The following is a 23,985-nucleotide window of genomic DNA, read 5'->3' as shown; positions in this document are numbered from 1 at the left end:
CGGGTCGGAGCGGAGCTGCAGGATGAGCGATGAAGGACGCGTGCTCGCGGGTCGATACCGCGTTGGTGCGCTCATCGGTCGCGGCGGCATGTCCGACGTGCACGTCGGAACCGACGCCCGTCTCGGCCGTCAGGTCGCGATCAAGCTCCTGAAGCCGCAGCTCGCGACCGATCCTGCGTTCCGGATGCGGTTCCGCCAGGAGGCTCAGTCGGCCGCTCGCATGGCGCACCCGACGATCGTCCGCGTCTTCGACGCCGGCGAGGAGACGGTGGTCGATTCCGCCGGACACGAGGTGCAGTTGCCGTTCATCGTCATGGAGTTCGTCGAGGGCCGGCTCCTGAAAGACATCGTCCACGACGGTCCCCTCGAGCCGATCGCTGCCGTGCGCGTGATCGACGGCGTGCTCACCGCCCTCGAGTACTCGCACCGTGCGGGAGTCGTGCATCGCGACATCAAGCCCGGCAACATCATGATCACGTCCACCGGACAGGTCAAGGTGATGGACTTCGGCATCGCCCGCGCGGTCTCCGACTCGGCGACGACGGTCGCCCAGACCACGGCCATCCTCGGCACCGCGTCGTACTTCTCGCCCGAGCAGGCGAAGGGCGAGACCGTCGACGCCCGCACCGACCTGTACTCGACGGGCGTCGTGCTCTTCGAGATGCTCACCGGTCGACCGCCGTTCCGCGGCGACACTCCCGTCGCCGTCGCATACCAGCACGTCAGTGAGCGGCCGGTCAAGCCCAGCGTCATCAACCCGAAGGTCTCCCCGGCTCTCGACGCCGTCGTCATGCACGCGCTCGCGAAGAACCGTGACGAGCGCTACCAGACGGCCGCCGAGTTCCGCGCCGACGTCGACGTCGCGGCGACCGGTCGGGTCCCCGTGCACCAGCAGCCCGACGAGGCGACGCTGCTGTTCGGCGCGCCGACAGCCGCCCTCTCGACATCGGAGCTCGCGCTTCGCCAGCTCACCGAGGACGAGACGATGACGCGCACCCAGCGGCGTCCGCCTGCGATCTGGATCTGGTCGGGCATCATCGGCGTCGTCGTGATCGTCGTCGCCGTCATGTACTGGGCGTTCAACCTGCAGCCGAGCGACGACCTCCCCTCGAATGCGCGCGAGATCCCGGCCCTGGCCGGCGTGACGTACGAGGAGGCCGTGCAGCAGCTCCAGGAGCTCGGCCTGCCGGCGAGCCGCATCGATGAGACGAGCGAGACCGTTGCGGCCGGCCAGGTGATCCGCACCGACCCGCCCGCGGCCGAGATCGTCGACGCCGGGACGGCGGTGACGATCTGGGTGTCGTCCGGTCGCGAGGCGGTGACGGTGCCCGACGTGCGCAACAAGTCGCTCGAGCAGGCGAAGGCCGACCTGCAGGCGGTGGGGCTCACGCCCGGCGCCGAGACGCGAGAGAACTCCCCCTCCGTGCCCGCCGACACCGTGCTCGGCACCTCGCCCGAAGGCGGCAGCTCCGTCGAGGCGGGGTCGAGCGTCGACTTCCGCATCTCGAGCGGCATGGTCACGCTCACCGACCTCACAGGGCAGACGCTGTCGGCGGCGTCATCCTATCTGTCGGCCGAGAACCTGCAACTCAACCCGATTCCGAAGCCCGACCCGTCGTGCAAGTCGCAGCCCGGCTCCCCCGTGACGCAGCAGTCGCTGCCGCCGGGCGATGTGCCGCAACGATCCGACGTCGAGCTCACCTACTGCGCCGGCTGACCGCGGCGACACCTGGGACAGACGAGCCGCGAAGCGGCGTTCGAAATCGGGCACGATACGCGGGCGCCCCGTTCAGCTTGCGCGCACCAGCGGGTTGAGGTGCTTCGAGCGCTCGCGCGCGTCGGGCAGCCCGGCCACCGCGAGCCAGTTGCCGAGCATGCGATAGCCGCCTTCGGTGAGCACCGACTCGGGGTGGAACTGCACGCCGTAGATGGGCGCCGACTCGTGCCGCAGGCCCATGATCACGCCGCCCTGCGTCCGGCTCGTGACCACGAGCTCGGGCGGCACGGTGCCGTCGACGACGGCGAGCGAGTGATATCTCGTGGCGGTGAACGGCTGCGGCACGTCGGCGTAGAAGTCACTGGCGTCGTGCGTGATGCTCGAGGTCTTGCCGTGCATGAGCTCCTCGGCGTTCGTCACGACGGCGCCGAACGCTTCAGCGATCGCCTGGTGCCCGAGGCACACCCCGAGGAGCGGCTGACCCGTCGCGAGCGCGGCCTCGACCACCGGGATCGACACCCCGGCATCCGACGGCTTGCCTGGCCCGGGTGAGATGAGCACGGCGTCGTACTCGGCGATGCGCGCCGGAACATCCTCGGGCGCGATCGCGTCGTTGCGCACGACCTCGGTCTCGGCGCCGAGCTCCTGCAGGTAGCCGTTCAGCGTATAGACGAAGCTGTCGTAGTTGTCGATGACGAGTACTCGGGTCATTCACTCCACCGTGACTTCGAACGGATTGACGATGCCGTCGACCCACGGGAACACCCACGTGAAGAGTGCGAACACGACGGCCGCGGCGATCAGCAGCAGCAGGATGACCCGCAGCCGCGCGGGACCGGGCAACACCCGCCAGAGTGCAGCGTACATCTCAGGACTCCCAGCTTGCGACGACGTCGGTGATCTCGGCGGGCGGTCCGGTGCTGCTCGGCTGCCATGACTCCAGCACGCCGTACGCGATGATGCGCTCCGCCGTCGAGTACAGCGGATAACAGCTGGTGAGCGTGATGAGGCGATCAGTCGGCTGCAGGTCGGGGATGTTCGGCACCGGAGCGAGCACCTCCACGGTCTCGGGCGTCACGTATTCGAGGTCGCGGAACCGGTAAGTATACCAGTCATCGCGGGTCCGGATGTAGATGGCGTCACCGAGTCGGAGCTGCTCGATCTCGTGCATGCCGCCGCCGTAGGCGCTGCGATGCGACGCAATCGCGAAGTTGCCCACCTGACCCGGCATCTGCGTTCCGGGGTAGTGGCCGACCGCGAGCTCGAAGCTGTTGAGCACGTCGAGGCCGGTACCCTCGGCGATGCTGTGTTGCGAGCCATCGCCGAAGCGCGGCACGTACATGACGGCGAAGGGCGTGCCGTTGGCGTATGACTCGGGACCCACCACGGGCTCACCGGAGTCCGTCGGCTCGGCGGCCGGAGCGTCGGTGCGGTCGGCCCGGGCCTCCTCGAGGCATCCGGTGCTGAGGTCGGATGCCGCGGTCGGCTGCTGGCCCGGCATGATCGCGTCGTTCCACCACAACCGCCAACCGAGGAACTGCAGGATCAGCGCGCCGGCCATGAGGAGGAGCTCGCCCAGCGCGCCGACCACGCTGATGCGCCGACGTTCGCCGGCGGTCGATGCGCCAGGCGCAGCAGGCTGCTCGGGCTGCTCGACGGACATGGGAGCGATTCTATTGGCGCCGCCCCGAACCCGGCTGGGAGTCCCCAGCCCACTCGGATAGAATCGCCCGCATGGCACGTACGAAATCCACGAAGCCCGCGCGCGCAGAACAGGTGAGCGGCGAAGATGCCCCGAACCCCGTCTGGTTCAAGCCGGTGATGTTCGGCTTCATGCTCGTCGGTCTCGCCTGGATCATCGTGTTCTACGTGAGCCAGGGCCGGCTGCCCGTCGCCGACCTCGGCTCGTGGAACATCCTCATCGGCTTCGGCATCGCCTTCGTCGGCTTCCTCATGACGACACGCTGGCGCTGAACCGGCTGATTCCGACCGGTCGGCGGGTGCTGTGGCATCCGCCCACAGCCGTGTTCTCCACAGGTTCTGCACACCTCGCCCACCGGGTGTCCCCTGAATGGGCGTCAACTACAGGCGTGTAACTCTCCCCAACTGTGGACGGTGTTGTGGATAACTCAGCCGGCGGCAGGGCGGCCGGACCCCGCCTCAGGCGATCGGAAGGTAGAAGTAGCGCAGGCTCAGCACGACGAGCACGGCGACGAGCGCGACGAGGAGCCACACCTGCAGGGCCTGCTGCGAGCGCTTGCGGGTCTCGACGTAGATGAGCCCGATGAGCGCTCCGGCCACGAGCCCGCCGAGGTGGGCCTGCCAGGCGATGTTGAAACCCGGCACGAACCCGATGACGAGGTTGATGCCGAGCAGCACGAACAACTGCGTGGTCTGCCCTCCGAGCCGTCGCTGGATCACGAGGAACGCCCCCATGAGCCCGAAGATGGCACCGGATGCCCCGACCACGCCCGTGCGCGGGTCGCCGAGCCAGAGCACCCCGACCGACCCGGCGAATCCGGCGATGAGGTAGAGCGCCAGGAATCGCCAACGGCCGAGGAGCCCCTCGAGCAGTTGGCCGAAGATCCAGAGCGTGTACATGTTCAGCAGCACGTGGAACAACAGGGCGGTGGAGTGCACGAACACCGACGTGAGCATGCGCCACGGTTCGAAGTTGAACGGCAGTGAGTAGACGCCGGCGTAGAGCAGCCGCTCGGTGACCGCGAGACCCGGGATCAGTTGCAGCAGGAATACCGCGAGCGTGATGCCGATGAGCGTATACGTCACGACCGGTGCGCCCCGGCCGGCGGCCGAGCGGGCGCGCGTGATGACTGCCGGCTTGGTGCGAGGCGCGGCGGAGCGCTGCTCGCGCATGCACTCGGGGCAGATCACCCCGACAGGTGCCTGCGTCTGGCATTCGGGGCAGATCGTGCGCCCGCACCGCTGGCAGAGGATGTAGCTCGGCCGATCGGGATGCCGGTAGCAGAATCCCGTGCGGCCGGCGTCGGCGTCGCTCACCGCGGCGTCAGGCCTGCTCGACGGTGACGCTCTCGATCACGACGTCCTCGAGGGGGCGGTCGCGCCCGTCGGTCGGAATCGAGGCGAGCTTGTCGACGACGGCCTGGCTCGCGGCATCCGTCACCTTGCCGAAGATGGTGTGCTTGCCCTGCAGCCACGTGGTCGGGCCGACCGTGATGAAGAACTGCGAGCCGTTGGTGCCGCGGCCGCCCTGGATTCCGGCGTTGGCCATGGCGAGCATGTACGGCTCGGTGAAGTCGAGCTCGGGATTGATCTCGTCGTCGAACTGGTAGCCGGGGCCGCCGATGCCCTGTCCGAGCGGGTCGCCGCCCTGGATCATGAAGCCGGGGATGATGCGGTGGAAGACCACGCCCTCGTACAGCGGGTCGGTCGTCTTGGCCCCGGTGCCGGGATGCGTCCACTCGATCTCACCCGTCGCGAGGCTGACGAAGTTCTTGACGGTCTTCGGTGCGTGGTGCCCGTAGAGGTCGACCTTGATCGATCCGTGGTTGGTGTTGAGCGTCGCGACTGCGGTGTGGATGGGCATTCTCCTATTCTGTCACGCGCGGATTCGTCAACCGGCATGCAGGTTTCTCACTCCCACCATGTTTCCAGCCGTTTCGGTGGCAAGATGGAGGGGTTCGCTGCACAACGATGGAGGTCGAGATGAGCCTGTCACGCAAGCGCCGGAAGGAACTCAAACGACTGCGCAGCAGTGCGGAAGAACTCTGGGAGGACCAGCAGCGCGTGCTCGCGGAGGCGAACGCCGTCGCGCGGGATGCCAGCCGTGCGCTCGGCAACCTCACCCGCGAGGAGGTCGTTCCACGTGTGCGCACGGGCTACGAAAGCTATGTGCGTCCCGGCGTCGAGCAGGCGCGGGGCGCGATCGAACGCACGTTCGGCAATGCGCTCGGCTCGGTGCTGTCGATCGGCGACGTCGCGAACGACACCCGGGTGCGTCGGGCGCTTGCGCGGGTGTCGCCGCGAGCGGCAGTGGTCGTCGAGCAGAAACGAGGGCCGGGCGTCGGCACGTACCTGGCGATCGGTGCCGCAGTGGTCGTTGCGGCCGGCGTCGCCTACGCGGTGTGGCAGACGTTCCGCGCCGACGACGAACTCTGGGTCGCTGACGACGAGCCCATGCCGACTGCTGCGCCATCGGCCGCGCCTCCCGTCGCCTGACCCCGGGTTCCTCAGCGATTTTCGCGAGGCCCCGCCCCTCCTCGGGGCAGGGCCTCGTCTCATCCGCGCGGTTGCGGTGACTCAGGTCACGGATGGGAGAGCCACCTGGTGCGATGGTCGGCGAGCGCGACTCACAGGGCTCTGGCCGTCGCCTCGCCCGCGGCGAGGAACTGGTCGTCACGGCGGAGTCCGAACTGATCGGGCAGGAGGCGGATGTCTCTGATCCTGTCGATCCTGAAGGTGCGAACATCGTCGCGCAGTCGATCCCACGCGAGCACGTACCAGACCGGCACGCTGTAGTAGGGGTACTGAAGCTCGATCTCACGGTCGGTGATGCTGGCCTGCTGATCCTGATACCTGATGATGGCGATCCGTCGGTTGGCGAAGGCGTCGAGCAGCGGCCCGGTGACCGAGTCCGGTGGCGCGGCGTGACTCGCGAGCACCGCTCCCGACGCGTGGGAGCCGACCAGGATCCGAGATCGGACGGCACGGATACGTCGCGCCTGCGCGGGCGCGAAGGACGTGGCGATCTTGCGCGCGATCGCACGCGTGTCTCCCAGGAGGGTGGGTGATCCGACCTTCTCGGCGACGGTCAGGCTCACCAGCAGGCCGATGGCTTCGAGCTCGTTGAGGTGCACCCGGCCGAGCGACCAGCCGTGTTCCAGTCGCAGCCCGCCGCCTCGTCCACGATCGCCGTCCACCGGAATGCCCTGGTCGCGAAGGAACGCCAGGTCCCGGTGCAGCGTCCGCACGCTCACGTCCAGCTCGGAGGCCAGTTCGGCGACGGTCGCGTGATCCCGACCGCCCAGCAACGACTTCAGAACCTCCAGCCGCTCGGCTCTGCTCGTGTGACGGTGGCCGCCCATCCCATATGACATTGAACGGAATATTCACCGATACCATCCCGGTGAAGACGAAAGGAGAAGCCATGCAGATCGCACTGGCGCGGTTCACGCTCAAGCCCGGGGTCACCGAGGAGGGGTTGCTCAGTGCATCGGACGAGTTCGAGGACGGATTGGTACAGCACCAGGACGGGATCATCCGACGGGTCCTCGTCCGCGACCTCACCGGCGGATACGCCGACATCGTGTTCTTCGAGAGCAGCGAGGCGATGGAGCGGGTCATCGCCGCCGAACAGGACGACGAGGTGTGTGCGCGGTACATGTCGATGATCGAAGACGGCCAGCCGGACGAGTTCGAGATCCTCAAGACCTACGAGTGACGGCCCCGCCGCGGGTCGTGTCGAGGGATCGGCTCGTCAACCGCGACGGGTCGCCCTGATCGCGGTCCGATCTCGGCGGGCGGTGGGCCTCGGTCCCAGGTTCACCGCCCGCATCCCCGCGCCGGGCGACCCATCCGCCGCCACCTCGCCGTCGTCCGCGATTTCGACGAATCTGGGAAATCACCTTGCGTTCGCGCTGAGATTCCCGCTAGTGTCTTGATTCGGCAGTTTGAGCCGAAACCAGAGAGGAGTTGACACCCATGATGACCAGCCACATCTTCGTTGAGCCGCACACGGGAGTCCTCCTCGCGTACACGGCGGCCTGCTAGCCCGCTCCGACGTCACGCGCTTCGGCGCCTGATCGTCACTCCGCCCCCTCGGGTGTGACCAGCGGCTTCAGCTGCGGCATCCGACGACCTCGTCGTCACGGTCGAACCGGCCACGGATGCCGCGACCGCATGAGTCTCGCGGTCCCGCAGCCCATCTCGCGGCGCGCTCTCGCGCGCCCTCGCCAGCCTCACCAACGCGCGCCTGCGCTGATCCGTCCGGACGCACGCTTCTCGCTCCACCGCTCCACCGCTCCACCGCGGATCGCTCCATCCCGAACCGGCACCAGCCGTTCGGACCATCCACATCACGACATCCGAACCAGAAGGAATCATCGTGAACGCGAATCCCCTCACCGCCGGCACGACCCGCGTGGGTCGACCCGTCGAACTGAGTCCCCAGGCGCCCCAGCTGTACGGACGCCTGGCACGGCGCGCAGGCCTCGCGCTGCTCGCGTGGAGCCGGCGCCAGGACGAGCGCCGCACCTCCAGCGCCATGCAATTGCGTCGGCAGGCCGAACTCGCGGGCACCCGCGCCCGTGACGACCAGTTCCAGCGGCTCGCCCTGCTGGGCAGCCCGATGGCGTGACGGCCATGGGCACCGACACCACCGAACCCCCGTGGCACGCGACCCCGTCGACGATTGGGATCGCTCCGCGGGGGCCTCGGCTGCACACGGCGTCGTCGGGAGCGCATCGACCATCCGGTCGCTGCGTTGTCGTCGTCGCCGTGCTGCACTGCTGAGGTCGCTCAGGATGCCGCAGGCGGCACCCCGTCGGGCGGCTCCTCGGCGTTCAGGCGAAGCGCGATGTCGAGCAGGCTCACCCGATGCAGGTTCGGCACCTGCTCGAGCGGGAACCACCTTGCCTCGTCACTCGAGCCGCCGATCTCGCTGCGCGGTTCACCACTGACGACGCTCGCGCGGTAGACGACGCGCATCGCGTACAGCGGCGCCCGGCCGGTGTGCCGCTTCGTCGCGGGCACCACCAACGTGTCGATGCCGAGCAGGCGGTCGATGGCGGGCACGTAGCCGGTCTCCTCGAGGATCTCGCGCCTGGCGGCCTGCACCGGATGCTCTGCGCCGTCGACTCCGCCGCCTGGCAACGTCCATCCGGAGCGACCGTGTTCGTTCCAGTGGGACAGCAGGATCCGCCCGTCACGGATGATCACCCCGTACGCGGCGATGCGGATGTCCATCTCGTCACTGTACCCCGCAACCTGCGGCGCGCCGGCGTGATCCCCCGGAAGCCCGCTATCACAGCTTGATCGGCTGGATCATCGTCTCGGCTGGATTCATCGTGATCTGAATGTGGAGCCTAGGAGAATCGAACTCCTGACATCCTGCTTGCAAAGCAGGCGCTCTACCAACTGAGCTAAGGCCCCGAGGACGGAGGCCGCGGCATCCGCCGGTGTGGAATTGTTCGGAGTGGGGATACGAGGACTTGAACCTCGGACCTCTTCGTTATCAGCGAAGCGCTCTAACCGCCTGAGCTATATCCCCGAATTCGGCCGAAGGACAGACTACCCGACCGTGGGGCGATCTCCGAATCGAGCCGACGCGCGGGTCAGCTGTTCGTGAAGCCGACGAGCAGGCCACCCGTGATCTTCACGCTGAGGTTGTACAGCACCGCGACGATCGCGCCGAGCGCGGTGGTCACGACCAGGTTGAGCAGCGCAGCCACGACCGCGAAGCCCATCACGTTGCCGAGCGAGAGCACCGCCGTGAGGTCGCCGCTCGAACCGGCGACATCCTGAACGAGCGAGTTGACCTGCTCGAAGATGCCCGTGGAGCTCAGCACCGTGTGCACGAGGAACGTGACGACGATGCTGATCACCGCGAGGGCCACCGCCACGAGGAAGGACAGCTTCACCGCCGACCAGAAGTCGATGTAGACGAGGCGCAGACGCACCTGCTTCGCCGGGGGTCGGCGGTTCGACTTGCGGGCCAACTTCTCGGCGACGCTACTCATGGACGGTTACTCCTCTCCCGCGGGCTCGGCCGCTTCGGTGTCTGCGGCGTCCTCCACGAGATTCCGTTCGGAATTCTTCGCGATGGCGATGATCCGGTCGTCATCCGCGAACTTCGCGAACACGACGCCCATCGTGTCCCTGCCCTTGGCGGGAACCTCGGCGACGTCAGAGCGTACCACCTTGCCGCTGGCAAGAACCACCAGCACCTCGTCGCCGCTGGAGACGATGAGGGCGCCCGCGAGGTCGCCGCGGTCCTCGCTCAGCTTGGCCACCTTGATGCCGAGTCCGCCGCGCTGTTGCTTGCGATACTCCTCGACCCGGGTGCGTTTGGCGTAGCCGCCCTCGGTGACGACGAACACGTAGGTGTCGGTCGCACTGAGCTTCTGGCCGTTGTCCTCAGGCGTCGACCCTGCGGCATCCGCGTCTGCCGCGGCATCCGACCGATCGACGACGGATGCCTCGAGCAGGCTGTCCCCGTCGCGGAAGCTCATGCCCTTCACACCCGAGGTCGAGCGCCCCATCGGGCGGAGCGCGTCGTCCGTCGCCTCGAACCGGAGCGACATGCCCTTGCGCGAGACGAGCAGGATCTCGTCGTCGTCGTCGGCGAGCATAGCGGAGACGAGCTCGTCGCCCTCGCGGAGGATGATCGCGATGACGCCGCGCGAGCGGTTGGTGTCGTACGCGGTGAGGTCGGTCTTCTTCACGAGGCCATCGCGCGTCGCGAGCACCAGGTACTTCGTCACCTCGTAGTCGCGGATGTCGAGGATCTCGGCGATCTGCTCATCGGGCTGCATCTCGAGGAGGTTGGCGACGTGCTGGCCCTTCGCGTCGCGGCCGCCCTCCTGGATCTCGTACGCCTTCGCGCGGTAGACGCGACCCATGTTCGTGAAGAACAGCAGCCAGTGGTGCGTCGTGGTCACGAAGAAGTGTTCCACGACGTCATCGGCGCGCAGCTGCGCGCCCCGCACGCCCTTGCCCCCGCGGTGCTGCGAGCGGTAGTTGTCGCTCCGCGTGCGCTTGACGTAGCCGCCGCGCGTGACGGTGACCACCATCTCCTCCTCGGGGATGAGGTCCTCGACCGACATGTCGCCGTCGTACCCCGGGAGGATGTGCGTGCGGCGCTCGTCGCCGTACTTGTCTACGATCTCGGCAAGCTCCTCCGAGACGATGGTGCGCTGGCGCTCGGGCGAGGCGAGGATCGCCTGGTAGTCGGCGATCAGTGCGGCGAGTTCCTCGGACTCGTCGATGATCTTCTGGCGCTCGAGCGCGGCCAGCCGGCGCAGCTGCATCTCGAGGATGGCGCGCGCCTGCAGGTCGTCGATGTCGAGGAGCTTCATGAGTCCCTCGCGCGCGTCGTCGACGGTGGGCGACCGGCGGATGAGCGCGATGACCTCGTCGAGCGCGTCGAGCGCCTTGAGGTAGCCGCGCAGGATGTGCATTCGCTCCTCCGCCTTGCGCAGGCGGTACTGCGTGCGCCGCACGATCACGTCGACCTGGTGGTCGACCCAGTGCGCGACGAAGCCGTCGATCGAGAGCGTGCGCGGCACGCCGTCGACGATCGCGAGCATGTTCGCGCCGAAGTTCTCCTGCAGCTGCGTGTGCTTGTACAGGTTGTTCAGCACGACCTTGGCGACCGCGTCGCGCTTCAGCACGATCACGAGGCGCTGTCCGGTGCGGCCGGACGTCTCGTCGCGGATGTCGGCGATGCCGCCGATCTTGCCGTCCTTCACGAGGTCGGCGATCTTGATCGCGAGGTTGTCGGGGTTCACCTGGTAGGGCAGCTCGGTGACGACGAGGCAGGTGCGGCCCTGGAGCTCCTCCACCGAGACCACGGCGCGCATGGTGATCGAGCCGCGTCCGGTGCGGTAGGCGTCGTTGATGCCCTTCACGCCGAGGATCTGCGCGCCCGTCGGGAAGTCGGGTCCCTTGATGCGCCGGATCAGCGCATCCTGCAGCTCCTCGCGCGACGCCTCAGGGTGCTCGAGGTACCACTGCGCACCGGATGCCACTTCGCGGAGGTTGTGGGGCGGGATGTTGGTCGCCATGCCCACCGCGATGCCGACCGAGCCGTTGACGAGGAGGTTCGGGAACCGCGACGGCAGGATGGACGGCTCCTGGGTGTGACCGTCGTAGTTGTCCTGGAAGTCGACGGTGTCCTCGTCGATGTCGCGAACCATCTCGAGGGCGAGCGGCGCCATCTTCGTCTCGGTGTATCGGGGGGCCGCCGCCCCGTCGTTGCCGGGCGAGCCGAAGTTGCCCTGGCCGAGTGCCAGCGGGTACCGGAGGCTCCACGGCTGCACCAGGCGCACGAGCGCGTCGTAGATCGCGGTGTCGCCGTGCGGGTGGTACTGACCCATGACATCGCCGACCACACGGGCGCACTTCGAGAACGCCTTGTCGGGCCGGTAGCCGCCGTCGTACATGGCGTAGATGACCCGGCGATGCACCGGCTTCAGCCCGTCGCGCACCTCGGGGAGCGCGCGGCCGACGATGACGCTCATGGCGTAATCGAGGTACGACCGCTGCATCTCGAGTTGCAGGTCGACTTGGTCGATCCTGCCGTGCACGCCGAAGCCCTCGCGGTCGTCGTCGGCGCCTGGGTTGATCACGTCAGATGTCAAGGAAGCGCACGTCCTTCGCGTTCTTCTGGATGAAGTTGCGACGACTCTCGACGTCTTCGCCCATCAGGGTCGCGAAGATCTCGTCGGCCGCGGCCGCGTCCTCCATGGTGACCTGCAGGAGCGTGCGGGTCTCGGGGTTCATCGTGGTCTCCCAGAGCTCCTGGTGGTTCATCTCGCCGAGACCCTTGTAGCGCTGGATTCCGTTCTCCTTGGGAACGCGCCAGCCCTTCGCGGTGCCGTCGGCGACGAGCAGGTCGCGCTCCTTGTCGGAGTAGACGAACTGGTGCTCGGCGTTCGACCACTTGATGCGGTAGAGCGGCGGCTGCGCGAGGTACACGTAGCCGAGCTCGATGAGCGGGCGCATGTAGCGGAACAGGAGGGTGAGCAGCAGCGTGGTGATGTGCTGGCCGTCGACGTCGGCGTCGGCCATGAGCACGATCTTGTGGTACCTGGCCTTCTCGGCGTTGAAGTCCTCGCCGATGCCGGCGCCGAACGCCGTGATCATGGCCTGCACCTCATTGTTCGCGAGTGCCCGGTCGAGGCGCGCCTTCTCGACGTTGAGGATCTTGCCGCGCAGCGGCAGGATCGCCTGCGTCTCGGGGTTACGGCCCTGCACGGCCGAACCGCCGGCCGAGTCGCCCTCGACGATGAAGATCTCGGAGACCGACGGATCCTTCGACGAGCAGTCCTTGAGCTTGCCTGGCATGCCGCCGGACTCGAGCAGTCCCTTGCGGCGGGTGGCCTCGCGCGCCTTGCGGGCGGCGAGTCGGGCCGTCGCGGCCTGGATCGCCTTGCGGATGATGTCGCGCGCAGGACCCGGATTGCGCTCGAACCAGTCGCCGAGCTGGTCGGCCGTGACCTTCTGCACGAACGACTTCGCCTCGGTGTTGCCGAGCTTCGTCTTCGTCTGGCCCTCGAACTGCGGCTCGGCGAGCTTCACCGAGATGACGGCGGTGAGGCCCTCGCGCACGTCCTCGCCGGAGAGGTTGTCGTCCTTCTCCTTGAGGATCCCCTTCTCGCGCGCGTACCGGTTGACGAGGGTCGTCAGCGCCGCGCGGAATCCCTCCTCGTGGGTGCCGCCTTCGTGTGTGTTGATGGTGTTCGCGTAGGTGTGCACCGATTCGGTGTATGCGGTGGTCCACTGCATCGCCACCTCGAGGGCGATCTTGCGCTCGGTGTCCTCCGACTCGAAGGAGATGATCTCCTCGTTCACGAAGTCGGACTTCTTCGAGCGGTTGAGGTACTCGACGTAGTCGACGAGCCCGCGCTCGTAGCGGAAGGTGTCGGTGCGCGGGTGGATCGTGATCGCACCAGTCGTCGGCGTGTCCTCGGGCTCGATCTCCTCCTTGCCCGCGCGAAGGTCGGTGAGCGTGATGCGCAGGCCCTTGTTGAGGAAGGCGTACTGCTGGAACCGGGTGCGGAGCGTCTCGTAGTCGAACTCGACGGTCTCGAAGATGTCGGGGTTCGGCCAGAAGGTGATGGTCGTGCCCGTCTGGTCGGACGCGCCGCCCTTCGCGAGCGGGGCATCGGGCACGCCGACGGTGTACGACTGCGTCCACACGAAGCCCTGGCGGTGGACCTCGACGTCGAGCCGCGACGACAGGGCGTTGACGACGGATGACCCGACACCGTGCAGACCTCCCGACACTGCGTATCCCCCACCACCGAACTTGCCGCCCGCGTGCAGCACCGTGAGCACGACCTCGACGGTCGAACGGCCCTCGGTCTTGTGGATGTCCACCGGGATGCCGCGGCCGTTGTCGATCACGCGGACTCCGCCGTCGGGAAGGATCGTCACGTCGATCGCGGTGGCGTAGCCGGCCAACGCCTCATCGACGGAATTGTCCACGATCTCGTACACGAGGTGGTGCAGGCCACGCGGACCGGTGGAACCGATGTACATGCCCGGCCGCTTGCGAACCGCTTCGAGGCCCTCGAGAACCTGGATGTCATCGGCGCCGTACGCCGGCTTCTGTTGGGCCTTCGCGGGTTCGGCTGTCATGTGTGAATCGGGCTCCTGACCGTCATTCTGTCGACCCTTGATCCTATCAAACGGAGGCTCGCCCCCGGCCCGGAAGCGCCGATCTGAGGCGATGACGCAGGCACGGTGACCGAATTTGCCGTCTCAGCCGTAGGTATCGCGCGGACCACGCCCTGGAACCGATCTGGGACCCCTTTTCCAGGTGGGGGCATCCGGGCCCTGGAAGCGTATGGTCTCGACGCCCGCCTCCGGGCTCCGGTCGAGGATGCGCGTGACGAGTTCGGTACGCATCAGGCGCAGCTGCGTCGCCCACGCCGTCGACTCGCAACGCACCTGCAGCACGCCGTTCTCGATCGCGATCGCCTCGGAGTGCCTGGCGATCTCCTCGCCCGCGACGTCGGCCCACGACGCGAGCACCTCGTGCTGCGAGAGCGGAGCCGTCCACCCGAGCTGGGTCGTGAGCCCGTCGATCGCGTCGCCGAGCGGCCGCGGGTCGCGGCCCGGTGTGAAGGGCTCGCTTCCGGATGCCTCGCGCACCCGGTTCCGGGCGCGACCCGGGCGCGGGCGGGTGTCGCCGAAGATCTCGCGGAAGTGCTGGTAGACCCGAGCCGCCTCAGACATCGGTGGTCTCACTCTCGACGATGCGGCCGGCGTCGATATGCACGATGCGCTTCGTGAGCGGCTCGGGCACGTCCTCGAGCACGGCCGCCGTGACGAGCACCTGCTCGAATCCGCCGACCGCAGCGGCCAGACGCTCACGGCGCAGCCGATCGAGTTCGGCGAACACATCGTCGAGCACGAGCACCGGGTCGCCCGTCGACGAGTCGCGGCGAAGCAGCTCGGCAGAGGCGAGTCGCAGGGCGAGCGCGAACGACCACGACTCGCCGTGGCTCGCGTAGCCCTTCGCGGGCAGGCCGTTGAGGAGCAGCACCACGTCGTCGCGGTGCGGCCCGGCCAGGGTGACACCGCGATCGAGCTCCTTCGGCCGCAACCGGCGCACGGCCTCGGCGAACCGTGCCGCGGTGCCGGCGGGCTGCTTCACCGTGTCGCCGCCGGTGGTCGAGTCGGCGTGAAGCGCGGTATCGAGATCCTCCCCATCAGGGTCGCCCCCGTCGACCGACAGGAGCGGCCGGAGCTCGGGCCCGTGGTCGGCATCCACGATGGAGCGATAGGCCGCCGCGAGCGGAGCACCGAGCTCACCGATGAGCGCCACGCGCTGGTCGATGATCTCCGAGCCGAGTCCGACGAGGCGTTCGTCCCAGATGTCGAGCGTGGGCAGCTTCGCGGCCGCGAGCCCCCGGGCACGGGCGCTCTTCAGCAGCGAGTTACGTTGCTTCAGAACCCGCTCGTAGTCGCCCATCACGCCGGCGAGTCGCGGCGTGCGCTGTACCAGCAGCTCGTCGAGCATGCGGCGCCGCACCGACGGCTCGCCGCGCACGATCGCGAGGTCTTCGGGCGCGAAGAGCACGCTGTGCGCGTACCGCGGCAGCTCCCTCGTCTTCACCGGCGAGCGATTCAGTTGCGCGCGGTTGGCGCCCTGGCGGTTGAGCTGCAGTTCGACGAGCACCTCGCGGCCGCCGTGCGTCAGGAGTGCACGGATGATCGCGGCATCCGACCCGGCCCTGATGAGCGCCTGGTCGCCTGAAACGCGGTGCGAGCCCAGCGTCGAGAGGTAGCCGATGGCTTCGACGAGGTTGGTCTTGCCCTGACCGTTCCGCCCGACGAACACGGTCGCGCCCGGCCCGAGGTCGAGTTCGGCGCGCTCGTAGTTGCGGTAGTCGATGAGGGAGAGGCGGGCGACATGCACGGCTGGACTCCCTTCGATCACGCGGCATCCGGGGCTTCCCACGCTACCGGCCACCGCCGACCTCCCGGTGGTCGAGGAGCCGCGAAGCGGCGTCTCGAGAACCCTCCGGTCAGCGAAGGAGGAGATTGGGCTGCAGCAGGTATCGGTACGTGTCGGAGCCGGCCTGGTCGCGCGACGACTGGCTCGTGATGAGCACCGGGCCGGGCTTGTTGGGATTCTCGGTCTTCGTGAACGAGATGCGCACGAACTCGGAGTGCACCGCACCGAGCCCGTCGAGCAGGAACTGCGGCTTCAGCGAGACGACGGTGTCGTCGCCGGTGAGGATCGCGTCGATCGACTCGGACGCCTGCGCCTGCTCGCTGCCGATGGCCTCCAGCGTGAGGCCCTCGGCGGTGAACGTGTACCGCAGGGCGGCCTCGCGCTCGAGCACGAGGGCGACCCGGCGGGTCGCCTCGATGAGGTCTGCCGTGCTCATGACCGCGTAGTTGTCGACCGTCTCGGGGAAGAGCCGTCGAACGGGCGGGAAGTTGCCCTTGATGAGCAGTGAGGTGACCGTCTTGCGGTCGGCGCTGAACGCGATGAGCTCGCGATCGTCGCGGCTGGTGATCGAGATCGAGATCGTGCCCGAGTGGCCGAAGGTCTTGCCGACCTCCTGCAGAGTGCGCGCGGGAACGAGTGCGGTGAGGGTCTCGTCGCCGGCGACGGCTCCGCCGTCCCAGTCGATCTCGCACACGGCCACACGGTAGCGGTCGGTCGCGACGAGCCCGAGGTGGTTCTCACGCACCTCGAGTTGCACCCCCGTGATGACCGGCGTCACGTCGTCACGGGATGCCGCGACCGCGACCTGTGCGACGGCGGTGGCGAACTCCTCGGCCGGCACGACTCCGGTCTCGCCCGAGATCTCGGGGATCGACGGGTATTCCTCGACCGGCATCGAGAGCAGGGTGAAGTTGGAGGAGCCGCAGCTCACTGAGATGCGGGCATCCTCGGTGGTCACGCGCACGGGTGCGTTGGGCAGGCGGCCCGCGATCTCGGCGAGGAGGCGGCCGGAGACGAGCACCGCGCCGGGCTCCTCGACATCCGCCTGGATCTCGGTCTGGGACGACACCTCGTAGTCGAAGGACGAGAGCACGAGCCCGTCGGCGTTCGCCTGGATGAGGATGCCCGAGAGGATCGGCAGCGTCGTGCGCTGGGGCAGCAGCTTGACGGCGAAGGAAACGGCCTCACTGAAGACGTCCCGATTGACCTGGAACTTCACGGTTCTCCCGTCGTGGATGGCGCAGTCGTGGGTTCCCATGCTATCCGCAGGCACCCTGCCGCGCCGGGAGATTCGGCGCCACGGAACTCGGGCGGCCCGGCCGCCGACTCGAATGTTGTGGGGTCCCCTGGTTAACCGGTTCTCTCTTAACGGTGTTAACCGCTGTGGAAACTGTGGATGGCGCGCAGCGATCGGCGGAATGAGGCCCGAGACGGGGCATCCGATCTGTGCACAGTGTGTGGGTTTCGCAGCGGATGACGCGTACCGCTGGTTCGTTCGATCGCGAGTTGTGCACAGGGTGCGACGTTGTCTCAACAGCGTTGACGGGGTTGCTCGCGAATAATCCACAAGTTCTCCACAGCTGTGGGAATCGCCGTCAGCGCGGCTCCAGGGCGTCGGAGAGCAGGGTCGGCGAGGGGATCGAACGCGCTCGCGCCGAGGGCCGACCGTGCCGGCCGCGGCATCCGATCAGCGGTAGCGGCTCGTCTGCTTGATGCGCGCCGTGAGCTCGGTGACCTGGTTGTAGATCGACCGGCGCTCCTTCATGAGCTCGGAGATCTTCTTGTTCGCGTACATCACCGTGGTGTGGTCGCGGTTGCCGAAGAGTTGGCCGATCTTCGGCAGGCTCAGGCTCGTGAGCTCGCGGCAGAGGTACATCGCAATCTGGCGGGCTGTGGCCACGGCCTGCGAGCGGCTCGAGCCGTAGAGGTCGTCGACCGTGAGCTTGAAGTACTCGGCGGTCACCGTGATGATGTCGACCGGCGCGACGACGTTGTCGGAGTCGTCCGAGATGAGGTCCTTCAGCACGGTCTGCACGAGGGGCATGTCGACCGGAGTGCGGTTGAGGCTCGCGAAGGCGGTGACGCGGATGAGGGTGCCCTCGAGTTCACGGATGTTGCTCGACACCTTCGAGGCCATGTACTCGAGGATCTCGTCGGGCACCTGCAGGCGCTCGGACTGCGCCTTCTTGCGGAGGATGGCGATGCGGGTCTCGAGGTCGGGCGCCTGCACGTCGGTGATGAGGCCCCACTCGAACCGGCTGCGCATGCGGTCCTCGAAGCCCGTCAGGTGCTTCGGCGGCACATCGCTCGTGATCACGACCTGCTTGTTGTGATCGTGCAGCGTGTTGAAGGTGTGGAAGAACGCCTCCTGCGTCTCCGCTTTGCCCTGCAGGAACTGGATGTCGTCGATCAGCAGGATGTCGATGTTGCGGTACCGCTGCTGGAAGAGGGAGCCGCGATTGTTCGCGATCGAGTTGATGAAGTCGTTCGTGAACTCCTCGCTGGAGACGTACCGCACCCGGATGCCGGGATAGAGGCTCATCGCGTAGTGGCCGATCGCGTGCAGCAGGTGCGTCTTGCCGAGTCCGGAGTCGCCGTAGATGAAGAGGGGGTTGTACGCCTTCGCCGGCGCCTCCGCCACGGCCACCGCCGCGGCATGTGCGAAGCGGTTGGACTGGCCGATCACGAAGCTGTCGAACGAGTACTTCGGGTTGAGGCGCGCGTCGCGCGGCCGATCGGGACTCGTGTTCCCGAACACCGACTGCGGCGACGCGGGCAGCTCGACGGGGTTCGGATAGTCGCCGAGCGGGATGGACTGCGGCTCGGGGGTCCGCGCCTCCTCGAGCTCGGGATTCACGACGACGTAGAACGATGTCACCGCGGACGGGGACTCGATGACGCTCATGGCCGACAGCAGGGAGACCCGCATGCGTTGGTTGAGCATGCTGGCCGTGAAGTCGTTCGGCACCTCGAGGTAGAAGGTACCGGCGGCGATGCCCTTGGGCTCGACGAGGCTCAGGAACCCCTGGAGCATCGGCGTTATGGCCTCGTCGTCCGAAAGCCGGTCGAGGACGGTGGCCCATGTTTCCGAGATGGGCTGCTCTGTCATCGTTCCCCGCAATCGTTCCGGTGCCGTCGTGTGCCGCCCATCGATCCCCCGATCGACATGCGAGCGGCGCGACGCGAAGTGTTCACTGCGTTATCCACGTCCTGTGGGCAGATTCGGAGAGAGGCCCGAGATTCTGCGTGCGAAGCTGGGGATAACTGGTCTCACACGGTAGCGAATCCAGCCCCCGGGGACAAATGCCGGAGCAGGGATTCGACGGGATGGGCGTGTCGGTCCACAGGGGATCCGGAGGGAAGCGGGATACTGTCGTGTTTGCACTATGGTCGGGCGCGAGGTGCGCCCGGTTTGACCCCGGCACTCCGAGGCCGTAGTTTTAGTAGGTTGACCCAAGCCCAATGGGCACCCAGTTTTCCCGTCGGCGCATCGCATGGCTGCACGACACGGAGATCCGAAAGCCGGAGAAGAAGAATGAGCAAGCGTACGTTCCAGCCGAACAACCGTCGTCGCGCCAAGAAGCACGGCTTCCGCCTTCGCATGCGCACCCGCGCCGGCCGTGCCATTCTGTCGGCACGCCGCGCCAAGGGTCGCACCGAACTCTCCGCCTAGTCGCTCGGTGCTCGCCAAAGCCAATCGCATCACGAGCGCGGACGACTACCGAGTCATCGTGCGCAGAGGTGCGAAGGTCGCCGGTGCCCACACCGTGAGCTATCTGCGCTCACGGGAGTCGGGCACCGACGCGCGTTTCGGCTTCATCGTCTCCAAGAAGGTCGGCACTGCAGTGCGGCGAAATCTCGTGCGCCGCCGCCTCAAGGCAGCCTGTCACGAGGCCGTCGTCGACGGCGTTCGAGGTGTGGACGTCGTCGTTCGTGCACTTCCGGGCGCGTCGGATGCCGCGTGGCCAGTGCTGCGGGCCGAGGTGCTCGACGCGCTTCGCCGGCGGCCGCCACACGCCGGTGCGTCGACGCTCGTCTCGAAGGGCGCCTGAGATGCGCAACCTCCTGCTCTTCCTGCTCCTCTTCCCCCGCAACCTCGGCGTGCTGCTGCTCCGCGGCTATCGCGCGGTGATCTCGCCACTGTACGGCGACGTCTGCCGGTACTACCCATCGTGCTCCGCGTACGGCCTGGGCTCGGTGCAGCAGAGCGGACTGCTCGTCGGGTCGGCACTCACGGCTTGGCGCATCCTTCGGTGCAACCCGTGGACGGCCGGTGGCATCGACGACGTTCGCCCCGCTCGCCACGGCCGTTACGCGGTGACTCCGTTCGGCTGGGTGGTGCCGCGCGGCATGTTCCCGAAGGCCGAAGCGGATGCCGCGGCCGCTCGACTTGTGCACGAGCACACGCATCGCGCCGCCGATCATGCTTCAGCCCCTGCGCCGGCAACGGAGACCACGAACTCGTCCCCCATCCTGTCCCGAAAGGACTGATCCGCACCCATGGACTTCATTGGTCTGATCCTCTGGCCCATCAAATGGGTCATCGAGCTGATCCTCGTCTCGTTCCACTCGATGTGGACGTTCTTCGGGCTCGATCCCGACTCGGGCATCACCTGGGTGTTGTCGATCGTCGGACTCGTCATCGTCGTGCGTGCGGCGCTGATTCCCATCTTCGTCCGCCAGATCAAGAGCCAGCGACGCATGCTCGAGGTTGCGCCGCAGCTGAAGAAGATCCAGGACAAGTACAAGGGCAAGAAGGACCAGTTCTCCCGCGAGGCGATGTCGCGCGAGACCATGGAGCTCTACAAGCGGACGGGCACCAACCCGCTGTCGTCATGTCTCCCGTTGCTGTTGCAGATGCCGATCTTCTTCGGTCTGTTCTCGGTGCTCAACGACGCGTCGGTGAAGGACCAGGCCGGTGTCGGGGCGTTGAGCCAGGACCTCGCCGATTCGTTCGCCAACGCGGTCTTCCTCGGCGCGCCGCTCAACTCGACCTTCATCAACGCCATGAACGCCGGTGGGCCGTGGCAGGTCATGGTGGTCGCGGCCATCATGATCGTGCTGATGACCGCGTCGCAGTTCATCACGCAACTGCAGATCGTCTCCAAGAACATGTCGCCCGAGACCAAGGCGAGCCCCATGTTCCGGCAGCAGCGCATTCTCCTCTACCTGCTTCCCCTGGTGTTCGCCGTGTCAGGCGTCGCTTTCCCGCTCGGCGTGATGTTCTACTGGCTCGTCTCGAACTTCTGGACGATGGGCCAGCAGTTCGTCGTGATCCGCAACATGCCCACGCCCGGCAGCGAAGCGGCGCGCGCTCGGGAGGCGCGTCTCGCCAAGAAGGGCAAGCTGGTGGTCGAGGAGAAGCAGGACAGCGCCGTCGCCGTCGAGGAACCGAAGAAGACCCAGCGCCAGCAGCCTATGGGCAAGTCGCGTGCGAAGAAACAGGGCGGGAAGTAAGCCATGACGAACGTTCACCAGGACGAGGACCGTTCCATCGCGCAGCTCGAGGAGGAAGGCGACATCGCCGCCGACTACATCGAGGAAGTCCTCGACATCTGCGATCTCGACGGTGACATCGATATCGACGCTCGCAACGGCAGGGCGTACGTCTCGGTGAATGCCGGTGAAGGGGCGAATCTCAACGTGCTGTCGAAGCCCGAGACCGTGAGCGCGCTCCAGGAGCTCACCAGACTTGCGGTGCAGACGAAGACCGGCGTGTTCTCTCGCCTGATCCTCGACATCGGCGGGTCGCGCGATGCACGCCGCAACGAGCTCGCGACGCTGGTGTCGCGGGCAATCGAGCGCATCGACGGGGGCGCCGCCGAGGCCGCGCTTCCGGCGATGTCGTCGTACGAGCGCAAGCTCGTGCACGATCTGGTGAGCGAGCGCGGCTTCCACTCCGAGTCCAGGGGCGAGGGTTCCGAGCGTCACGCGGTCATCACGCGCGGTGCCTGACGTTTCACGTGAAACAATGACCGACGCACTCGAGCCGGAGCCCGCGGTCGCACTACGGATCTTCGGTGAGCATCTGGAGCGCGGTCGCGCGTTCACAGAATCGCTTGCGCGCCACGGCGAGGAGCTCGGGCTCATCGGTCCACTCGAGCTCCCCCGGCTGTGGACTCGCCATATCCTCAACAGCGCGCTCGTCGCACCGTTGCTGCGCCCGGGTCGGGTCGGCGACATCGGCTCCGGTGCCGGGCTTCCCGGCCTGGTGCTCGCGATCATGCGACCGGATGTCTCGTTCACCCTGATCGAGCCGATGGAGCGGCGAGTGGCGTGGCTCGAGCGTCAGGCCGGGGAGCTCGAGTTGGCCAACGTCGACGTCGTGCGCGCGCGGGCGGAGGAGGCGAAGCTGAAGGGCGCTTTGGATCAGGTGACCGCGCGCGCGGTCAGTGCCCTGCGCACCTTGATCCCGATCAGCGCTCCGCTCCTGCGGCCGGGAGGTGAGCTCGTGCTCATGAAGGGCGCTGGCGTGGACGCCGAGATCGCTGCCGCCGAGAAGGCGATCCGTAAGTTCCACGTCCATGACCACGAGGTGCTCGTGCTCGGCGAGGGTGTGGTCGACGACGTCACCAGGGTGTTCCTCGCGACCGTCGGCTGACGCCGTTGGCCACCTGCGTCGATGTTCGCGTTGACGAGTGGTGTGGACGAGCCGAGAGTGTGCTTCGAACGCCTCCGTTCAGGTTCCGTGACAACTCGGCAGTGTTGCTGACAGCTGACGTCTGCCGGGTGGCTTGTGGTTCGGCTCCGTTGAACGCTGCACCGAGCCACGGCAGGTGGGGACCATGCGCCTCGCGCGAGAGTCGGTCAGACCGACTCGAGGCCACCCACTCCCCCGATTGAGCTCGCCGCGCCGCGCATCTTGACCCACCTTCGTCTGACCCAGATCCGCGAGTAGTGCTTGGCGGGTCGTGACGGGCAGATGCCCTTTGCCTTGGAAGTATGAGGTTTGTCGAGGACTTCATGTATCCAGGCGAAGGGCATCTGTTCGGTGGCAACTCTACGCAAGGGCAAGCAGGGTGGGAAGCAGCGGTCGCGGGCGCGTCGGGTGCGGGTCGGCGCGCCGGACGCGCGGCTGACTTCGTCCGCGGGTGTGGGGGCGGTCCGTGAGCTGGACCGGGTGTTGGGGATCACCGCGGCGCTCGAGGAGGGCATTGGCGCGGTGAAGGTCCGCCGCCGGGGCGTATCGGGCGGCGGGCTGGTGATGGCGGTGGCGTCGTGCCAGATGAGCGAGGGTGACTTCCTGGTCAGCCTGGACCGGCGCCGTGATGACGTCGCCGGGCAGCTCCTTGAGCCGGTCCCGACCCCGGCGGCGACGACCGCGACCGGGATCGCCCGGCGGTTCCCCGACGAGCAGTTGCGCGGGATCGAGACCGCGATCGGCGCGATCAACACCCGAATGCTGGGATTGGTGGGGCCGGTGCGGCGGTTGTCGTTGTTGAAGGTCGCCACGATCGACGGGGACACCACCGACGTGGAGGTCTACGGGCGGACGAAGGAGCGGGCGGAGTACAACCACACCGGCCAGCGCAATCTGCGCCCGCACATCGCGCACTGGGCCGAGGCTGGGGTGCCGCTGGCCGCGGAGCTGATGGCCGGCGCGGCGGACCCGCGGTCCAACAGCGTGGCGATGCTCGACCGGGCCATCGCTGCCCTCCCAGCCGGGGTGGGGCAAGTGCGGGCCCGGTGGGACGCGGGCTACTTCGCCAAGGACCTCGCCCACGCCTGCGTGGAGCGCGGGGTGCAGTTCGCGATCGGGGTGACCCGCACCGCCCCGGTCTTCGCGGCCGCCTCCCATATCCCCGATCACCAGTGGACGCCGGCGATCGGGATGGAGAACACCGAGCTGGCCGTGATCGACTACCTGCCCGGCGCCTGGCCAACCGAGGGCGTGGTGTGCATCGCGCGGCGTACCAGGATCACCGCGGACAAGGTCCCGACCGGGCGGGCCCGCAAGCGCCGCACCATCCCCAAGGACCAGCTGACCCTGGCGCTGGGCGGCGGCAATCCCCTGAAACCGTAGAGACATGATTTTGGGGGATCCTTCCCCCCCGATAGCGGCCGCCTGGTGGCGCCCGGAGCCGGCGTCAAGGCTGGCCGGAGG

General features: G+C 67.5%; 25 protein-coding genes, 2 tRNA genes and 1 pseudogene. 12 read left to right on the top strand and 16 right to left on the bottom strand.

Translation table 11 applies throughout. The features are described 5' to 3' along the window. The first annotated feature begins 22 nt into the window (after positions 1-22). On the top strand, positions 23-1,717 hold the full coding sequence (gene pknB, locus IEX31_RS09190; protein WP_188743136.1) for a Stk1 family PASTA domain-containing Ser/Thr kinase: 1,695 nt from the start codon (positions 23-25) through the stop codon (positions 1,715-1,717). Positions 1,718-1,789: 72 nt separating this feature from the next. On the opposite strand, the gene IEX31_RS09185 is transcribed toward pknB, so the two are convergent. The 3 genes from IEX31_RS09185 to IEX31_RS09175 are packed head-to-tail and all read right to left on the bottom strand — an operon-like array spanning position 1,790 to position 3,380. Continuing rightward, entirely contained in the window at positions 1,790-2,428 is a 639-nt protein-coding gene (locus tag IEX31_RS09185) for an anthranilate synthase component II (RefSeq protein ID WP_188743135.1), read from the bottom strand. Beyond that, positions 2,429-2,584 carry a hypothetical protein gene (locus IEX31_RS09180; protein ID WP_188743134.1) on the bottom strand — a complete coding sequence of 52 codons (156 nt, stop codon included), beginning with the start codon at positions 2,582-2,584 and terminating at the stop codon, positions 2,429-2,431. Between the two features lies 1 nt (position 2,585). Then, entirely contained in the window at positions 2,586-3,380 is a 795-nt protein-coding gene (locus IEX31_RS09175; protein WP_188743133.1) for a class E sortase, read from the bottom strand. A gap of 71 nt (positions 3,381-3,451) precedes the next feature. On the opposite strand from IEX31_RS09175, the gene IEX31_RS09170 reads away from it, so the two are divergent. Next, positions 3,452-3,691 carry a cell division protein CrgA gene (locus IEX31_RS09170; RefSeq protein WP_188743132.1) on the top strand — a complete coding sequence of 80 codons (240 nt, stop codon included), beginning with the start codon at positions 3,452-3,454 and terminating at the stop codon, positions 3,689-3,691. Between the two features lie 186 nt (positions 3,692-3,877). Here the strand turns inward: IEX31_RS09170 and IEX31_RS09165 are convergent, their stop codons facing one another. Beyond that, entirely contained in the window at positions 3,878-4,735 is an 858-nt protein-coding gene (locus IEX31_RS09165; RefSeq protein ID WP_188743131.1) for a rhomboid family intramembrane serine protease, read from the bottom strand. Between the two features lie 7 nt (positions 4,736-4,742). Then, complete coding sequence (locus IEX31_RS09160; protein ID WP_188743130.1) at positions 4,743-5,282, bottom strand: peptidylprolyl isomerase; 540 nt, start codon at positions 5,280-5,282, stop codon at positions 4,743-4,745. A 119-nt stretch (positions 5,283-5,401) separates the two neighbouring features. On the opposite strand from IEX31_RS09160, the gene IEX31_RS09155 reads away from it, so the two are divergent. Next, entirely contained in the window at positions 5,402-5,914 is a 513-nt protein-coding gene (locus tag IEX31_RS09155) for a DNA helicase (RefSeq protein ID WP_188743129.1), read from the top strand. A 131-nt stretch (positions 5,915-6,045) separates the two neighbouring features. Here IEX31_RS09155 and IEX31_RS09150 read toward each other — a convergent pair whose 3' ends face one another. Next, positions 6,046-6,780: a helix-turn-helix transcriptional regulator gene (locus IEX31_RS09150; protein WP_188743219.1), complete on the bottom strand. Its 735-nt coding sequence runs from the start codon at positions 6,778-6,780 to the stop codon at positions 6,046-6,048. A 62-nt stretch (positions 6,781-6,842) separates the two neighbouring features. Here IEX31_RS09150 and IEX31_RS09145 point away from each other — a divergent pair, with 62 nt between their 5' ends. Both IEX31_RS09145 and IEX31_RS09140 read left to right on the top strand, forming a co-directional pair. Then, positions 6,843-7,136, top strand: coding sequence for a hypothetical protein (locus IEX31_RS09145; protein ID WP_188743128.1), 294 nt, complete (start codon positions 6,843-6,845; stop codon positions 7,134-7,136). Between the two features lie 663 nt (positions 7,137-7,799). Beyond that, positions 7,800-8,051 (top strand): hypothetical protein, encoded by a 252-nt coding sequence (locus IEX31_RS09140; protein WP_188743127.1) that lies wholly within the window; start codon positions 7,800-7,802, stop codon positions 8,049-8,051. A 161-nt stretch (positions 8,052-8,212) separates the two neighbouring features. Here IEX31_RS09140 and IEX31_RS09135 read toward each other — a convergent pair whose 3' ends face one another. The 10 genes from IEX31_RS09135 to dnaA form a co-directional block, all read right to left on the bottom strand. Further along, a complete protein-coding gene (locus IEX31_RS09135) occupies positions 8,213-8,659 on the bottom strand; it encodes an NUDIX hydrolase (protein WP_188743126.1) in 447 nt (148 codons plus the stop codon). Positions 8,660-8,772: 113 nt separating this feature from the next. Next, positions 8,773-8,845, bottom strand: a tRNA-Ala gene (locus IEX31_RS09130). A gap of 44 nt (positions 8,846-8,889) precedes the next feature. Then, positions 8,890-8,963 (bottom strand) — tRNA-Ile (locus IEX31_RS09125). 64 nt (positions 8,964-9,027) lie between these two features. After that, entirely contained in the window at positions 9,028-9,432 is a 405-nt protein-coding gene (locus tag IEX31_RS09120; RefSeq protein ID WP_188743125.1) for a DUF3566 domain-containing protein, read from the bottom strand. 6 nt (positions 9,433-9,438) lie between these two features. Continuing rightward, on the bottom strand, positions 9,439-11,961 hold the full coding sequence (gene gyrA, locus IEX31_RS09115; protein ID WP_373285516.1) for a DNA gyrase subunit A: 2,523 nt from the start codon (positions 11,959-11,961) through the stop codon (positions 9,439-9,441). A gap of 82 nt (positions 11,962-12,043) precedes the next feature. Then, the gene (gene gyrB, locus IEX31_RS09110; RefSeq protein WP_188743123.1) at positions 12,044-14,056 is read right to left on the bottom strand and encodes a DNA topoisomerase (ATP-hydrolyzing) subunit B; all 2,013 of its coding nucleotides are present in this window, start codon (positions 14,054-14,056) and stop codon (positions 12,044-12,046) included. 123 nt (positions 14,057-14,179) lie between these two features. Beyond that, complete coding sequence (locus IEX31_RS09105) at positions 14,180-14,656, bottom strand: DciA family protein (protein ID WP_188743122.1); 477 nt, start codon at positions 14,654-14,656, stop codon at positions 14,180-14,182. Beyond that, positions 14,649-15,842 (bottom strand): DNA replication/repair protein RecF, encoded by a 1,194-nt coding sequence (gene recF / locus IEX31_RS09100; protein ID WP_188743121.1) that lies wholly within the window; start codon positions 15,840-15,842, stop codon positions 14,649-14,651. Before recF ends, IEX31_RS09105 begins: the two co-directional genes overlap by 8 nt. Positions 15,843-15,951: 109 nt before the next feature. After that, positions 15,952-17,100 (bottom strand): DNA polymerase III subunit beta, encoded by a 1,149-nt coding sequence (gene dnaN / locus IEX31_RS09095; RefSeq protein WP_188743120.1) that lies wholly within the window; start codon positions 17,098-17,100, stop codon positions 15,952-15,954. A 468-nt stretch (positions 17,101-17,568) separates the two neighbouring features. Continuing rightward, complete coding sequence (dnaA, locus tag IEX31_RS09090; protein WP_373285515.1) at positions 17,569-18,915, bottom strand: chromosomal replication initiator protein DnaA; 1,347 nt, start codon at positions 18,913-18,915, stop codon at positions 17,569-17,571. 501 nt (positions 18,916-19,416) lie between these two features. Here dnaA and rpmH point away from each other — a divergent pair. From rpmH to IEX31_RS09055, 7 genes and pseudogenes are all read left to right on the top strand, one after another. After that, positions 19,417-19,554, top strand: a complete 138-nt coding sequence (gene rpmH, locus IEX31_RS09085) for a 50S ribosomal protein L34 (RefSeq protein ID WP_022889115.1) — start codon at positions 19,417-19,419, stop codon at positions 19,552-19,554. Between the two features lie 7 nt (positions 19,555-19,561). Next, complete coding sequence (gene rnpA, locus IEX31_RS09080) at positions 19,562-19,933, top strand: ribonuclease P protein component (protein ID WP_188743118.1); 372 nt, start codon at positions 19,562-19,564, stop codon at positions 19,931-19,933. 1 nt (position 19,934) lies between these two features. Further along, a pseudogene (gene yidD, locus IEX31_RS09075) lies at positions 19,935-20,225 on the top strand (membrane protein insertion efficiency factor YidD); the annotation flags it as partial. A gap of 156 nt (positions 20,226-20,381) precedes the next feature. Continuing rightward, entirely contained in the window at positions 20,382-21,338 is a 957-nt protein-coding gene (gene yidC, locus IEX31_RS09070; protein WP_188743116.1) for a membrane protein insertase YidC, read from the top strand. A 3-nt stretch (positions 21,339-21,341) separates the two neighbouring features. Next, positions 21,342-21,836 (top strand): Jag family protein, encoded by a 495-nt coding sequence (locus IEX31_RS09065; protein ID WP_188743115.1) that lies wholly within the window; start codon positions 21,342-21,344, stop codon positions 21,834-21,836. A gap of 16 nt (positions 21,837-21,852) precedes the next feature. After that, a complete protein-coding gene (gene rsmG, locus IEX31_RS09060) occupies positions 21,853-22,482 on the top strand; it encodes a 16S rRNA (guanine(527)-N(7))-methyltransferase RsmG (protein WP_188743114.1) in 630 nt (209 codons plus the stop codon). A 390-nt stretch (positions 22,483-22,872) separates the two neighbouring features. Beyond that, positions 22,873-23,904 (top strand): transposase, encoded by a 1,032-nt coding sequence (locus tag IEX31_RS09055; RefSeq protein ID WP_188743113.1) that lies wholly within the window; start codon positions 22,873-22,875, stop codon positions 23,902-23,904. Positions 23,905-23,985: the final 81 nt, after the last annotated feature.

Origin of the sequence: Agromyces bauzanensis, assembly GCF_014645655.1 — a bacterium.
In the GTDB taxonomy this organism is placed as follows: Bacteria; Actinomycetota; Actinomycetes; order Actinomycetales; family Microbacteriaceae; genus Agromyces; species Agromyces bauzanensis.
Note: the sequence above shows the minus strand (reverse complement) of the source record. Positions and strands in the feature narration are given on the sequence as shown.

Bases quoted from the DNA above. Each gene is read 5' to 3' on its own strand.
- yidC (WP_188743116.1), top strand. From the start codon at position 20,382: ATGGACTTCATTGGTCTGATCCTCTGGCCCATCAAATGGGTCATCGAG.
- pknB (WP_188743136.1), top strand. From the start codon at position 23: ATGAGCGATGAAGGACGCGTGCTCGCGGGTCGATACCGCGTTGGTGCG.
- gyrB (WP_188743123.1), bottom strand. From the start codon at position 14,056: ATGACAGCCGAACCCGCGAAGGCCCAACAGAAGCCGGCGTACGGCGCC.
- IEX31_RS09175 (WP_188743133.1), bottom strand. From the start codon at position 3,380: ATGTCCGTCGAGCAGCCCGAGCAGCCTGCTGCGCCTGGCGCATCGACC.
- rpmH (WP_022889115.1), top strand. From the start codon at position 19,417: ATGAGCAAGCGTACGTTCCAGCCGAACAACCGTCGTCGCGCCAAGAAG.
- gyrA (WP_373285516.1), bottom strand. From the start codon at position 11,961: ATGCAGCGGTCGTACCTCGATTACGCCATGAGCGTCATCGTCGGCCGC.
- IEX31_RS09145 (WP_188743128.1), top strand. From the start codon at position 6,843: ATGCAGATCGCACTGGCGCGGTTCACGCTCAAGCCCGGGGTCACCGAG.
- IEX31_RS09150 (WP_188743219.1), bottom strand. From the start codon at position 6,780: ATGGGCGGCCACCGTCACACGAGCAGAGCCGAGCGGCTGGAGGTTCTG.
- IEX31_RS09185 (WP_188743135.1), bottom strand. From the start codon at position 2,428: ATGACCCGAGTACTCGTCATCGACAACTACGACAGCTTCGTCTATACG.
- dnaA (WP_373285515.1), bottom strand. From the start codon at position 18,915: ATGCTCCAGGGGTTCCTGAGCCTCGTCGAGCCCAAGGGCATCGCCGCC.
- IEX31_RS09135 (WP_188743126.1), bottom strand. From the start codon at position 8,659: ATGGACATCCGCATCGCCGCGTACGGGGTGATCATCCGTGACGGGCGG.
- IEX31_RS09155 (WP_188743129.1), top strand. From the start codon at position 5,402: ATGAGCCTGTCACGCAAGCGCCGGAAGGAACTCAAACGACTGCGCAGC.
- IEX31_RS09120 (WP_188743125.1), bottom strand. From the start codon at position 9,432: ATGAGTAGCGTCGCCGAGAAGTTGGCCCGCAAGTCGAACCGCCGACCC.
- rsmG (WP_188743114.1), top strand. From the start codon at position 21,853: ATGACCGACGCACTCGAGCCGGAGCCCGCGGTCGCACTACGGATCTTC.
- IEX31_RS09170 (WP_188743132.1), top strand. From the start codon at position 3,452: ATGGCACGTACGAAATCCACGAAGCCCGCGCGCGCAGAACAGGTGAGC.
- IEX31_RS09065 (WP_188743115.1), top strand. From the start codon at position 21,342: ATGACGAACGTTCACCAGGACGAGGACCGTTCCATCGCGCAGCTCGAG.
- IEX31_RS09180 (WP_188743134.1), bottom strand. From the start codon at position 2,584: ATGTACGCTGCACTCTGGCGGGTGTTGCCCGGTCCCGCGCGGCTGCGG.
- IEX31_RS09105 (WP_188743122.1), bottom strand. From the start codon at position 14,656: ATGTCTGAGGCGGCTCGGGTCTACCAGCACTTCCGCGAGATCTTCGGC.
- IEX31_RS09160 (WP_188743130.1), bottom strand. From the start codon at position 5,282: ATGCCCATCCACACCGCAGTCGCGACGCTCAACACCAACCACGGATCG.